Origin of the sequence: Pantoea sp. 1.19, from assembly GCF_001922585.1 — a bacterium.
Classification (GTDB): Bacteria; Pseudomonadota; Gammaproteobacteria; order Enterobacterales; family Enterobacteriaceae; genus 1-19.
In genome coordinates this window covers 740,588-755,296 of the sequence record NZ_MRBS01000001.1, presented here as the reverse complement: position 1 = coordinate 755,296, position 14,709 = coordinate 740,588, and the positions used below count along the sequence as shown (strand labels likewise).

Sequence of the window (14,709 nt, the reverse complement as noted above, 5' to 3'; positions counted from 1 at the left end):
GGGATGAATTTTTGCCGCGCATCATCAGGATATACTTAGCGTTCACTCTGCAGTTCCCGCCTCACAATATAAGGTGAAAGCGGGGTGTTGCGACGTTAGTCATAAAAAAGAACGACACAGATCACAGCTTATTTATACCGATACAATCGTCCAGTAAATGCATGATAAATACACTTCACCCCCTGAGCTGAGCCCGCCACAATGGCCAGTAACCCCCCCCTACCGGACAGGAATCATGCAGATTGATGAACTCATTAATGAACGTTTGATAACGCTGGATCTTCAGGCCACGGATAAGTCGGGCGTTTGGCAGGAATTAACGGCGCTGCTGGCGGCGGACGGCTGCCTGCACGATCCGGCACAATTTCTCGCCGACGTGGCCGCGCGTGAAGCCTTAGGCAATACCGGCTTTGATGATGGCATTGCGCTGCCGCACGCCAAAAGCGCGGCGGTAAGCCGTCCGGCGGTGGCGCTGGGGATTCACCGCCGCGGCATCGATTATGGCGCAGAGGACGGTCAACCCTCCCGGCTATTTTTCCTGATCGCCTCGCCGGCAGAGGGCGCGAATCAGCACATTGAACTGCTGGCCGCGCTCTCTTCGCGGCTGATCGAAGCGGGCTTTATGGCGCAGCTGCTGGCGGCGGCCACCCCGGCCGACGCGCTGACGTTGTTCAGCCACCGCCCTCAGGCCATCGACCCGGCAAACGCGACGCGCGGCCTGCTGATCGGCGTGACCGGCTGCCCGGCCGGAATTGCACATACCTACCTCGCCGCCGAAGCGCTCACCAAAGGCGCTGCCGAACTGGGCTACCGCATCAAGGTGGAGACTAACGGCTCAATCGGGGTGAAGGACAGCCCCAGCGCGACGGAGATTGCCGAGGCCGACGCGATCATTGTTGCCTGTGACAAGCAGGTCGAGCTGGATCGCTTTGCCGGCAAGCGTCTGGTGTCCACCGGGGTCAAAGCGCCCATCCGCGACGCTCGCGGGCTGATTCAGCAGGCGCTCAGCGCCCCGATCTGGCGCGCCGGCGGCAGCGCCGGCACGCCGACTGCGGCGAAACCGGCTGCGCGCGCCGCGCTCTATCGCTATCTGATGAATGGCGTCTCCCACATGATCCCGCTGGTGGTGACCGGGGGCCTGCTGATTGCGCTGGCGCTGGCGCTGGGCGGCGTTCCCTCGCCCGGGGGGATGGCGATTCCATCCGGAAGCCTGTGGCAGAAGGTACTGGACGTGGGGGCGGTCGCATTCACCCTGATGATACCGGTCCTCGCCGGCTATATCGCCTGGGCGATCGCCGATCGTCCCGCGCTGGCTCCGGGGCTCATCGGTGGCTGGATAGCCAATCATGGCGAATTCTACGGCGCCAGCGCCGGTACCGGATTTATCGGCGCGATGATCGCCGGCCTGCTGGTGGGCTATTTCGTGCGCTGGCTGACCCGCTTCCCCTACCACAAATATATCCAGCCGCTGGTGCCGATCATGATTGCCCCCATCGCCGGCACGCTGTTTATCTCCGCGCTGTTTATGTTTGTTATTGGCTCTCCGATTGCCAGCCTGATGGATCACTTAACGGCGCTGTTAACCAGCCTGAGCAGCGGCAATCTGCTGCTGCTGGGCGTGGTGCTCGGCGGCATGACCGGTTTCGACATGGGCGGTCCCTTCAACAAAGTCGCCTTTTTGTTCTGCGTCGGCATGATTGCCAGCGGTCAGACGCAGTTTATGGGGGCAATGGCCTGCGCCATTCCGGTTGCGCCGCTGGGCATGGCCCTGGCGACGGTCGCCGGCCGTCGCTGGCAGCTGTTTGAACGCGCCGAACTGGAAGCCGGTAAAGCGGCGGGGGCGATGGGGCTGGTCGGCATCTCCGAAGGGGCAATCCCGTTCGCAGCCCAGGATCCGGTCGCGGTGATCCCGGCCAACGTACTCGGCTCAATGGTCGCTGCCGTGCTGGCTTTTCAGCTCGGACTGACCACCAGTGTCGCCCACGGCGGTCCGGTCGTGGCCCTGCTCGGCGCCATCAACCGGCCGCTGTGGGCACTGGCGTGTATGGCCTGCGGCGCCCTCGTCACCGCCACGATCTGTCTGCTGCTGAAGCGGCTGCGTCGTCCGGCCCAGCGGCCCGCCGTCGGCTAACCCCTCCGGCGTCACGGTTTCATTCTGTCGGCACCCGCGCGGTGCCTCCCCTACCCTTTTACCGCTTCCCCACCTGCTGCTGCTCAGGCGGGCGGGGTGCGGCTATGCGATGAGTTAACGATCATGAACTTGCCAGCCCTGCGTGCTTTTTACCGCCTGCGTAACCCGATTAAAACCTATGCCTGGGGCAGTCCCACCGCCTTTCAGCAGCTGTTCGGCCTTGTTCACCCCGCCGGCCAGCCGCAGGCGGAGCTCTGGATGGGCGCCCATCCCAGTTCCCCCTCCGAGGTGGAGACCGCCGACGGCTGGCAGCCGCTGGATGCGCTGATCGCCGCACATCCTCACGCCTGTCTGTCGGCCGCCACCGCCGACCGCTGGGGCGAACTGCCGTTTCTGTTTAAAGTGCTGGCGGCAGAGCACGCGCTGTCCATTCAGGTCCATCCCAACAGGGCGCAGGCCGCCGCAGGGTTTGAGCGGGAAAATACCGCCGGCATCGCACTGGACGCGCCGGAGCGGCAGTACAAAGACCGCAATCATAAGCCGGAACTGGTGTATGCGCTGACGCCGTTTCAGGCGCTGCAGGGGTTTCGCCCGCTGTCGGAGATCCTGGCGCAGCTGCAGCAGATCGATGCGCCCGTGCTGCTGCCGCTGGTTCGCACGCTGGCGCAGCATCCGGATGCTGGTGGACTGGCGCACGGCTTTATCCGGTTGCTGGCGCTGGACGGCGAGGAGAAAAACCAGGCGCTGGCCGGGCTGATGGCCTGCTGCCGACGCCGGGCCGACGATCCGCTGCTGGCGCTGATCGCGCAGCTCGCCGTCGCCTCTCCGCAGGATATGGGCCTGTTTGCCCCGCTGCTGCTCAACGTTGTCAACCTGCAGCCCGGCGACGCGATGTACCTGGCCGCCGGCACGCCGCACGCTTACCTGCGCGGCTGCGCGCTGGAGATCATGGCCAGCTCTGATAACGTGCTGCGCGCCGGACTGACGCCAAAATACCGCGATCTGGGGGCCGTCGCGGCCTGTACCCGCTTCCAGCCAACGCCGGCGGCCGATCTGCTGGTCACACCGAAAGATGACGGATCGCTGCGCTGTTTTCCTACCCCGGCGCAAGACTTTGCTCTGGGCATTTTCCACCAGCCACAGTTTCAGCGAGTCACGCCGGTCAGCGCCGAGATAGTGCTGGCGCTGGATACCAGCGCCACGCTGATCGCTCCCGACGGTCAGCCACTGATCCTCGCCCGGGGTGAGTCGGCATTCATCCCGGCCGCCACCGGCCTCTACTGGCTGAGCGCTTCCGGACGGGTCGCCCGCGCCGCGCAGACCTTCAGCGGCCCGTCAACGGGCGCGGTGTGCGTACACACAGGGTGAGTACATAGTCATCGTCGCGAGACCAGGCGAGGGTCAGCCCGTCGCCCACCTGCCAGCCGGCATGGGGGCGAACCACCTCCAGAAACAGGCTGTCGCGATCGATAGCCCGTACCGCAACATCGCCAAACGCCCTGCCCGGCTGCGCCTGCGCCGGCAGCGATTTATACCAGGCCTCTTTACTGGAGAAAATGAGCGTGGCGCACAGCGCTGGCGTGCAGTGTGGTGCGCTCAGCAGTGAGCGTTCGTCATCGCGGATAACCAGGTGCTCCAGCGCGCGGACCGCCTCAGGGCCGGCCATGCGTTCGACATCAATGCCCACGGCGCGCCCGCTCCCGGCGCGCGCGGCGCAGGCCAACACGCGCGTACCGGCATGCGACAGGCTGCCGATGGTGCCCACCGGCCAGACGGGGGCGCCGCGTGCATCGCGTCCCGGCTCACTCGCAACGCCCAGCTTGCGCAGCGCCTGCGCCGCACAGGCGCGGCCTGCCAAGAAATCACGCTGACGCGCCGCTGCGCAATGACGGAGCGCTTCCGGCAATGCCCGTCCGGCGGTATGTCCCGCCGCGCTACCGGGCGGGCGATGGCGAAAGGCATAACAGATCACTACGCCTTCAGCATGAAAGCCCGGCGGCAGCGGCAGCGGCGTTAACACTTCCATACGTGCTCCTGTTCCTTTACCGCCGCGGAGATCCTCAGCCGCGGCCCACGATCAGCTGACCGCATTGATAAGCACCGCCGCAATCTGTTCAGCCTGGCTGAGGACCGTGTGGTGATCGCAGTCCAGCGTCCGAACACTGAGCCGTGGGCACACCGCCTCCAGACCGTTAGTGTCCAGCGCAATCAGCGCGGTCAGCGTCGGATCGACCAGCGCAGGATTCGCCCGCAGCGCTTTAAACAGCGTGACCCGGGTGTGTCGCAGCGGCTGGCTGAGCGGCTGAGCGGCCAGCGCGGCCTCATGATCGGCAATCCGCCGCGCCCGACTGGCCGCCTCGCCTTCCAGCCCGAGAGTGGCCAGCAGCGTATCGGTATCGACGCTGGCCGTGACGCTCTGCTGATAGAAGCTGTCCAGCAGGTAGAGCTCAATCTCCCGTACGCCTTCTGCCTCCAGCTGCGCCGCCATCTCCAGCGCGATAATTCCGCCGAGCGACCAGCCCAGTATCCGCAGCGGACCGTTGCCTGGCCGCATCTCCCGCAGGTAATACCTGGCCAGGGCCGACAGTTCGGCAATCGGTGTCTCACCGCGCAAATGGTAATTATCGACGCCGATGCAGCGCAGGTGGCTGCTCAGCTGCGCCGCCAACGGGAAGAAAACCTCGGTGCCCACCAGCGCCGGGTGAATCATCCACAGCGTCGGCCGTGGTCTGTTTACTGTGTTAAGCGGAACAATCAGCCCCTGCGGCGCCGCCGCCAGTAGCTTAGCGATCGTCCGATGCTCAAACAGACTGACCACCGGTACTTCGCGCCCCAGTAGTGATGACAGGCTGACGCAGGCCGATATGGCCAGGATCGACGTCCCGCCACGCTGAAAAAAGTCATCATTCATGCCGATACTCTCTACCCGCAGTAGCGTCTGCCAGCTGGCACATAGCTGCTGCTCCAGCGCCGTTTGCGGCGCTACCCAGGCCTCCACCGTGCGGTGAGTGGCCTGCGGTGCGGGCAGCGCTTTACGATCCAGCTTGCCACTGGCGTTATACGGCAGTGCTGCCAGGCGGTTCAGCGATGAGGGAATCATGTAACGCGGCAGCCGCCGCGCGATGTGCGCCTGCAGCGCGCTGTCATCACAGGGTTGGGCACTGACATAGTAGAGTGCCAGTATTGGCTGTTCGCCGACGCTGCAGACCACCGCGCAGCAGGCCTGAATGCCGGTAAACTGCAGCACGCAGTGCTCAATTTCCTGCAGTTCGATGCGATGTCCCTGCAGTTTCACCTGAAAATCCATTCGCCCCATAAACTCAATATTCCCCTCCGGCAGGTAGCGCCCGGCATCGCCGGTGCGATAGAGTCGTTCGCCCAGTAGCGGATGATCAATAAACCGCTCGGCGGTCAGCGCGGGATCACGATAATAGCCCTCGGCGACGCCGGCTCCGCCAATATACTGTTCGCCGGGCATACCGGGCGGCAGCGGACGCTGGTAGCGATCAAGTATGTAAAAGCGCTGGTGAGTCATGGCCTGACCATAGGGCACGCTGATCCGGGCGATCTCACCCGGGGGAATTTCGTAGATGATCGACCAGATGGAGCTTTCAGTGGCGCCGCCGGTGCTGAATACCCGACACGCTGGACTGAAGCGACGGATCCTCGCCGCCAGCGGCTTCGGGATCACCTCGCCGACCAGGATCGCGTGGCGAAGTGCCACGCGGCCCGCCGGGCGCGGACGATCGGATTCGACAAAGTCGGCCAGCAAGCCCATCACCGTCGGCGTTGAGTTCCAGAAACCGATCCGGTGCTGGATAAGCAGACGATACCAGGCATCCGGCTGGTAACGTTCTTCTTCGCCCGGCATCACCATCGTACCGCCGCACGACAGCAGGCCAAACAGATCAAATACCGAGATATCAAAACTGAGCGCACTGATCGCCAGACCCCGTACCCCGCGCTGCAGGTTGAGACGGCGCACGGTATCGACAATCGTGTTAACCGCACCGCTATGCCTGACCGCCACGCCTTTCGGCGTACCGGTGGAGCCGGAGGTAAAAATAACATAGGCGCACGCGGCGGGATCGGGCATCAGCGGCTGCCCCGGCAGCGTGGGGGGCGGCAGGTCGGCCCGACCGTCGATATCGATCAGCAGCGGCCGCACGCCAGCCCAGCCGGCATCGGGACGATCGACGATCGCCAGCCGGGTTGCCGAATGCTCGAGGACCTGTTGACAGCGCTGCACTGGCCAGGCGCGATCCATCGGCAGATAAGCTTTCCCCGCCATCACAATCGCCAGTACGGCAATCACCTGCGCCCGCCCTTTATCCACCAGCACGGCGACGGTATCACCGCTGTCAGCCACGTGGTGTCGCAGCTGCAGGGAGAGCGTAAGCGCCGCCTGGTAGAGTTCACCGTAAGTGAGCGTTCCCCGCGCATCGACAATCGCCGGATCGTCCGGATACTGGGCCGCATGCTGAAGGAAATCGGCGTGGATCGGCCGCTGGAAGTCATATGCCGGCCCGGCCTGCTGCCAGCGGGCGCGCTCGGCGATGATCGCCTCATCAGGCAGCAGCGTGATGGTGCGCAGGGGCTCCGCAGGCGCCGCGACGATGTGCTGTAAAATGCGCTGATAGTAGTCCGCTAAACACGCCATGGTGTCGCGGTGGAACAGCGCAGTAGCGAAGTTAAGACTGGCGCTCACCGCGTCGCCGCAGCGCTGCAGACACAGCATGAGATCAAATTTGGCCGCGCGATAGGCCTCTCCCAGCGCCTCCGGCTGGAGCCACGCCGGCAGCGCCGGCATCGCCTGATCCTCCTCAAAAGTAAACAGCACCTGAAACAGCGGATTACGGGAGAGATCTTGTGGAACCTGCAGTGCGCGAATGATGTGTGACAGCGGAAGCGCCTGATGCGCCTGCGCCGCCATCAGGCCATCAAACACCCCGGTAAGATAGTCACCGATAGGCTGCTGATCATCCAGCCGGCTGCGCAGCGGCAGGGTATTGACAAAAAAGCCGATCACGCCTTCGGTCTCCGGGGTTGGGCGATTGGCCACCGGCGTGCCGACAATCAGGTCCTGCTGGTTACTAAACAGACTCAGCAGCACGTTGAAGGCCCCCAGATAGAGGGCGAAAGGGGTAATGGCCAGCTGTCGGGCTGTGCGTTCCACCTGCGCCACCAGCGTTGCGGGCAGCCGGGCGTCGACGCTGTCTCCGCGATGATCGAAGCGCGGTGGCCGGCTGAAGTCTGTAGGCAGGTTAAGATCCTGCCAGCCGCTCAGGGTCTGCTGCCACCAAGTCTGATGCGCTTGAAACGCCGCCGATGCCAGCTGCGCCTGCTGCCAGCAGGCATAATCGCCATACTGTAGCGCCGGCGGCGCCAGCGCCGGTGACTGACCACGCCGGAAAGCATCATAGCCACTGAGCCACTCCTGCATAAACAGACGTTGCGACCAGCCGTCAAACGCCAGATGGTGAAACACCAGCAGGCAGCGGGTGATGGGATCGCCCTTCGCCTGAGGAGTGTGGTACAGCACGGCGCGCACCGGCAGCGACAGGCGAAGATCAAACGGGCGATCAATCTCTTCGCGCAGGAGGCGCGGCAGCGTAGTCTCATCGGCCTCCCGTCGCCGGATGCTCAGCGGACGATCGCTGAGTGCCATCATGGCGTGGCCGTCCGGCCCGTCCACCAGCTGACTGCGCAGCGCGCCGTGGCGCGCGACCAGCCACTGCAGGCTGCGTACCCATGCGCTGATGTCGCAGTCCGACGCCAGCCGGAATAACATCGGTACGTGATACAAACTGCCGCCGCCGGTGACATTTTCGATAAACCACAGCTGCTGCTGCGAGGCCGACAGCGGATGCTGATCGGCATTACCAATCGGAATGCGCACTGGCGCCGTAACCGGATCGATATTGTTCAATCCCTCACACAGCTGGCGAATAGTCGGATAGCGCCCCAAATCGTGAATGCTTATCTCACGCTGCAGCACATCCCGCATCCGATAGCAGGCGCGAATCGCCAGCAGAGAGTTACCGCCCAGGGCAAAAAATCGCGCCGTGACGCTTATCGACTCCCGCTGCAGCAGTGCGGACCAAATCTGCGCGCAGGCACGTTCCGCCGACGTGGCCGGGGCGACAAACGCCGCCCCCGCTCGCGGCGGAAGCGGCAGGCGATCGCGGGCGATTTTTCCGTTGACGGTCAGCGGCAGCTGCGCAATCTGCAGCAGGAATGACGGGATCATATAGTCTGGCAGCGTTTGCCGCAGATGCGTTTCCAAACGGGCGGGGTCCAGCGGCTCCGCGGCGGTGAACCAGCCGCCTAACTCTGGCACGGCCCCGGCGGTAAGCGTCACGCAGCAGCCGGTGACGCCGGGGCAGGCCAGCAGCGTGTTCTCGATCTCGCCCGGTTCGATCCGGTAGCCATTGACCTTCAGCTGCTGATCCAACCGTCCCATAAACTCAAGGTGACCGTCGGTGAGACGGCGGCCCTTATCGCCCGTGCGGTAGAGACGCGTAGCTAACGCATCATGCCAGAAGAAACGCTCTGCGGTGCGCGCCTCATCGCCATAATAGCCGCGCGCCAGCCCGGATCCGGCAACGAACATTTCGCCTACGGCGCCCGGCGGCAGCGGTCTGAGATCGGCATCCAGAATGTAAAACGCCTCACCGTCGAGGGGCGTGCCGTAGGGAATGCTTTTCGTGAGTATCGGTCCCGGCGGCACCTCATAAAGAATGGAAAACAGGGCCGTTTCGGTGGCACCGCCGGCGCTGTAAAAGCGGACTTTCGGCGCCCAGCGGCGCAGGCGCTCCGGTAGCGACAGTCCAATCCAGTCGCCGCCCAGCATGACAATCCTCAGTGCCGGCGGGGGGGTGTCGATCCGTCCTTGCGATTGCACATAATCGAGCATCAGCTCCATCAACGCCGGCGCGCTAAGCCAGCTGGTAACCCGCTGATTAACGATCAGCGCATACCAGGCGGCGGGGTTGGCTTTATCGGCCTCCGCCGGCATCACGCAGGCACCGCCCAAGGAGAGCGGACTGAACAGATCGTAGATGGCCAGATCAAAACTGAACGCGCTCAGCGCCAGTGTGCGATCCGCTGCGGTGAGTGAAAACTTGCGTTGGGTCGCCGCCAGTGTGGTCACCGCGCTGTGATGTTCAATTGCCACGCCCTTTGGCAGGCCCGTCGAGCCGGACGTAAAGATAATGTAAGCCAGATCGCCGGCCTCGACCGCACAGGGCGGCAGAAGGGTATCCGGCATCGGTAGCTCCGTCGCCGTACCGTCACGCTCAAGCAACACCACGTTGAGGCCGTCGCAGTCCCATTCGCGGTGGCAAAGCACCGTATTACTGTTGGCCATTGCCATCACTTCCCGACGGCGCTGCGCTGGCCAGGCGCTGTCCATTGGCAGAAAAGCGTTGCCGCAAAACAGGGCCGCCAGCATCGCGACGGGTTGCGCCCTTCCCTTATCCAGCAGCAGAGCAATCGCTTCACCGCGCACTTTTCCCTGTGCTCGCAGCTGTGTCGCCAGCGTCAGCGCCGCGTGCAGCAGCTCGCCGTATGTCATTGCGCCATCGGCATCCACGATAGCCGTTGCCAGCGGATCGCGCCGTGCCTGCTGCAGGAAGCCATCATACAGCCGCTGCATCCCCTCACCGCGGCCAGCATTACAGGGGGCGACGATCGTGGGTAAGCGGATCGCTCCCAGCGGAACATGAGGACCCTGCACCAGCTGTTGAAGCAAGCTGACATAATAATCCGCAAAGTGACGTAGCGTCGCGTCACGCAGCAGACCGCAATCGTAGTTGAGACGCACCCGCGTTGCGCCTTTACCGGTCTGAACGGTAAGCGTCAGATCGTATTTGGCCGAACGATCCTCTGCGGAAGGCTCAAGCAGGCCGATTCCCGCCGGTAACGCGATCGCCTCCCCCTCCTCTTCCAGAGCAAATATCACCTGAAACAGCGGGTGCTGAGTGAAGTCTCGCGGCACCGCCAGCGCATCCAGCAGCTGTTCCAGCGAGAGGTGCTGATGGGCCTGCATTGCCAGCGTGGCGTCCGCTACCCGGCGGACAAACGCGACCACCTCATCATCGTTGTTCAGCTGGCAGCGCATCGGCAGCACGTTGACAAAGAAACCGATCATCTCATCCAGCTCCGGCCGTTCACGGTTCGCCAGCGGCATCCCGACCAGAATGTCATCCTGCCCGCAGTAGCGGGACAGTAGCAGGATAAAGCCCGCAAGAAATAGCGCGTGCGGGCGCAGATCATGTTCCCGCGTCAGATGCGCGATGCGCTCGCTCAGCGAGGCGGGCAGCGTGAATGTCAGCGTCTCTCCGCGGCGCTCCGCCGGCGATCGACGAGCGAAATCATGAGGAAAGTCCAGCGGCTGGTAGTCCAGCAGCTGCTGCTGCCAGAACGTCAGGCTGCGCGCCTGCGCCTCAGTCTGGGTCGCCTCGCGCTGCCAGCAGGCATAGTCGAGATACTGCAGCGCGGGCATCGCCGGCGGCGCGGCGGTCTGACCACAATGCCAGGCGTACAGCGCCGCCAGCTCTTTGAGCATTACCGGCAATGACCAGCCGTCAAACACGCTGTGATGGAAGATGATCAGGGCGCGGGTGTCGACAGTACCGTTGTCGTGCGTCAGGTGCCAGATCGCGGCGCGCACCGGCAAATCTGTCGTCAGATCCATGCGCACCTGCATCGCCGCCTGCACGCGGGCCCGCCACTCGCTGGCCGGCAGCGTCGCGTCAGTGACAGTCAGCGTGCGGGAGGTAATGTACTGCTCAGGCTCGCCATCGCGGTCCTGATGAATCAGCGAGCGTAACACCGCATGGCGTTCAACCAGCGATATCAGGCTGGACTTCCACGCCGGGATATTCACCTGCGCTCCAAGACGCAGCGCGACCGGCGTCAGGTAATGAGAGACGCCGGTCTCCAGCTGTTCAATAAACCACAGTCGCGATTGCTGCAGCGAAAGCGGCCCGAATGGCAGATGACGAGCGCGCAGCGGCGAGGCTTCCGCCGCCCGCGGCAGGCGCTCAAGACAGGCGGCAAGAGTCCTGATCGTGGGATGCTGGTGCAGCGTAGCGACCGATATCCGATAGCCCAGTTGGCGCTCTATTTCATGGCACAGGCGGATGGCAAGGATGGAGTGCCCCCCGACGTGAAAAAACGGGTCATGGCAGCCAATCCGCCCCGGTAGCAGTGCGGCAAACAGCGGCTGGAGCGCGCGTTCCATCGGGGTTTCCGCCGCCTGATACGGTGCACTGCCCGCCACCTCCGTCGGTTCCGGCAGGGCGCGGTAATCCACTTTTTTACTGATGGTCAGCGGTACGGTGGCTATCTCAGCGATGGCAGCAGGCAGCATGTAAGCCGGCAGGCGCAGGGCCAGCTGCTGGCGGATCTGTTCGGCGCTGAGGCTGGCCGCGGACGATGCGACATACCAGGCATGAATGCGGTTGCGTCCCTGTGGATCGATGGCCACTACCGCTTCGCGGATGCCATCAAGCTGGCGCAGCGCGGATTCAATCTCCCCCAGCTCAATACGGTGGCCATGGATTTTCACCTGCTGGTCCTGGCGCCCGCAGTAAATCAGGCTGCCGTCGGTGAGCTGGCGGACCCGGTCGCCGGTGCGATACAGACGCGCATACTGTTTTTCATCGCTAAAAGGATTGCGGCCAAAAGCGCGCTCCGTCATCTCCGGCTGATGCAGATAGCCACGTGCCAGTCCGATACCGGACAGATAGAGCTCGCCCTCCACGCCGAACGGCAGCAGATGCCGATGCTCATCAAGCACGTAGGCCCGCATATTGCCAATGGGCCGGCCAATATTCTGCGCGCCGTTGCCGCGGTAGATATTCAGGCTGACACTGACCGCCGCCTCGGTCGGGCCATACATGTTTACCAGGGTGATGCCGGTAGCGGCATAGTTATCGAGGATCTCCTGCGGCGTCGATTCTCCGCCTACGCACACATAGCGCACGCACGCCGGCAGCGGCGGGCGGGTGGCCAGCAGCGACGGCGGCAGAAAACAGCAGCCAATCTGCCAGGCCTGCAGGCGGTCGATCAGCCGACTGGGATCGATGCGGGCCGGTTCGTCCACCACATACAGAGAATGGCCGCCTGAGAGCGCCAGAAACACTTCAAACACATGGGCGTCAAAGGCGAGCGAGGCAAATTGCAAACAGTGTAGCCGCTCACGCGATGTCATCCCCATACGCTCCGCGTGCCGCGCGACCATGTTTGCGGCTCCGGCATGTGTGCATAGCGTGCCTTTTGGCCGCCCGGTGGTACCGGAGGTGTAGATAACATACGCCAGTTGCTCACCGCGAAGCGTTGGTAGCGGTTCCTCAACGCACAGCGGATCCGCGAGGCACGTATCAATATACAGCACCTCTGCTTCCATCGCCGTTTCGGATAGCACGGTGCGCAGGGACGTCTCACTGACCATCAGCGGGCTCCCCACATCCTTTAGAATATAGGCCAGCCGCCCGGCCGGAAGCGCGGGATCCAGTGGAACGTAAGCCCCGCCGGCCTGCAGAATGCCCAGCAGCGCAATGATGGCCTCGGCACCGCGCGGTACGAGCAGCGGAATGAGCGTATCGGCCGGCATGGCGTGACCGGTGCGCGCATGCCAGGCCGCGCGGAGCCGGCAAGCAACCTGCCCGACGCGTGCCATCAGCGTCTGATAGTCATAGCCCTGCTGACTATCCTGCAGCGCCAGCCGCAGCGGATGGCGCCGGGCCTCGCAGAGGAGCGCGCTGAGCAGAGACGCTTCTGCCGCCGGCGGAGCACAGGAGAGCGTCAGCATGCGATCGTTCATTCGCTGATACTGCTGGGCAGTGAGCAGCGGAAAGCGGGACACCGGACGATCGGGTGCCAGCATTGCCTGAGTCATCAGCGCCAGGTACTGTTCGGCCATGTCCGCCATTTGCTCGTAGGAAAATAAGGCCGGGTCAAAGCGCAGACGAAAATCGAACCCATCAGGCTGCTTTTGATACTCCAGCAGCAGCTCCGAACCGGCTAAATCCAGATTGTACTGGCTATTAATCTGTGCCTGGCAGTCGGGCAGCTGCAGTGGATAGTCTTTTAGCCAGGCCTGCGTGAAATTGACCTGTAAAGACGCAATTGGGCTATTGGCCAGAATATCTCCCGTTGGCAGCTGTGAATGACGATGCCCGCCGCTGGCCCTGAGGCTTCGGGTATACGCCAGCGTTTGCCGATACAGTTGATTAAACGTGGCCCCATCCGCCAGTGAAAAAGGGAATACGGCGGTATTCACCTGCGCGCCAAAATAGAGTGGCTCTCCGCCGGCAGGCGCGACCGGATAACCGATGACCACGTCAGTTTGACTGGACTGTCGGGCGACAAGCAGCGCCCACAACGTTTTAAACACCAAAAATGGCGTCACGTATTTTATATGTCCACTTAGCCCTTTCCAGGTGCTATTGGCTAACGAAAAGCGAATTTCATTCTGCTGTGTCTCCTGATCTCCCTGGGGTAGATAAGGCAGATTTATCCGCTGCGGGCAGCCGCTGAGTATTTCCCGCCAAAATTGCTCGGAGGCATCCTGCTGCTTCAGGGTGTGAATATCCTTTTCGAACTGGCGCGCCAGTTGCACGCGGCATTCATGCGTCTGCGGCGGCGGACTGGCGCTATCTCCGTCGAGATAATATTTTTCAATGGCCTGGTAAAATTCCGCAGCCGAGAGGCCATCAACAATGATGTGGTGTAAAACAAAAAGAATGCGATGGCGGTCGTCGCTGTGTTTTATCACGACAAAGCGGCACAGTGGCCCCCGCCGAAGATCAAAAGGCGCCCGAACCTGCGCCGCCGGATCGCCTTCGTCGGCCACTATTTCCAGCGCGGGAGTGCAACGCGCCGGCACCCAGTACAGCACGCCATCGGACTCCTGCAGCGCGCTGCGCATCAGGGGATAGTCGCTGACCAGGCGCGCGACGGCCGCCGCCAGGCGAGAAATATCCAGCGGACCGGTCACAGTTTGGTCAAGCAACATATTATAGCCGTAGCCGCGCTCGTCCAGCAGATATTCATTCCAGAACAGGCGCGTATAGGGGCTGGCAGGCGTGGGCTTCATAATATTTAAAATCCTTTTTAAAAGTGAGCAAAACAGCGACAGAAATCGTTGACGTCCGGCGGGCAGATGCCCTCACCTGCCAATACGCGTAAGCAGCGTCACGGGCATCACTTCCCGAGGTTCTGCGTGGCGTAATGGAGGTGACGTCTTCAGCTGGGTCATATCGCTAAAATGGATGCGAGGATAAGTATAACTAACACATTAACATTTAAACTGGTAAGCCACGATAACCAATCATATATCAAGTGTCAAAGCCATAGCAGGAATTTATTTTATTAAGGCATAAGAATAATCACGAAAAGGCGTCAAATAACTCTCCGCAAAAATAGCCGAATATAGGGTAATAAAAGTTGAACCACGACATTGATAGCCGCGCGGCGGGGTTATTGCACAGCGTTTTTGTTTTATTTTTGGAAACTTTTGCACCCTAATGGCGACATCCTTCTTTAAAAAAGGATAATATCATTAGGCA

At 62.4% G+C, this 14,709-nt stretch carries 4 protein-coding genes; 2 read left to right on the top strand and 2 right to left on the bottom strand.

Annotated features, from left to right (window positions below; genetic code table 11):
- Nucleotides 1–235 precede the first annotated feature (235 nt).
- Both BS626_RS03740 and manA read left to right on the top strand, forming a co-directional pair.
- A complete protein-coding gene (locus tag BS626_RS03740; RefSeq protein ID WP_075181033.1) occupies nt 236–2,131 on the top strand; it encodes a fructose-specific PTS transporter subunit EIIC in 1,896 nt (631 codons plus the stop codon).
- Between the two features lie 123 nt (nt 2,132–2,254).
- Nucleotides 2,255–3,499, top strand: coding sequence for a mannose-6-phosphate isomerase, class I (gene manA / locus BS626_RS03735; RefSeq protein ID WP_075181032.1), 1,245 nt, complete (start codon nt 2,255–2,257; stop codon nt 3,497–3,499).
- Here the strand turns inward: manA and BS626_RS03730 are convergent.
- Nucleotides 3,456–4,157, bottom strand: coding sequence for a 4'-phosphopantetheinyl transferase (locus tag BS626_RS03730; RefSeq protein WP_075181031.1), 702 nt, complete (start codon nt 4,155–4,157; stop codon nt 3,456–3,458). The two genes, manA and BS626_RS03730, sit on opposite strands and share 44 nt — an antisense overlap.
- 51 nt (nt 4,158–4,208) lie before the next feature.
- Nucleotides 4,209–14,237, bottom strand: coding sequence for a non-ribosomal peptide synthetase (locus BS626_RS03725; protein WP_075181030.1), 10,029 nt, complete (start codon nt 14,235–14,237; stop codon nt 4,209–4,211).
- Between the last annotated feature and the right edge of the window lie 472 nt (nt 14,238–14,709).

Bases quoted from the DNA above. Each gene is read 5' to 3' on its own strand.
- manA (WP_075181032.1), top strand. From the start codon at position 2,255: ATGAACTTGCCAGCCCTGCGTGCTTTTTACCGCCTGCGTAACCCGATT.
- BS626_RS03725 (WP_075181030.1), bottom strand. From the start codon at position 14,237: ATGAAGCCCACGCCTGCCAGCCCCTATACGCGCCTGTTCTGGAATGAA.
- BS626_RS03730 (WP_075181031.1), bottom strand. From the start codon at position 4,157: ATGGAAGTGTTAACGCCGCTGCCGCTGCCGCCGGGCTTTCATGCTGAA.
- BS626_RS03740 (WP_075181033.1), top strand. From the start codon at position 236: ATGCAGATTGATGAACTCATTAATGAACGTTTGATAACGCTGGATCTT.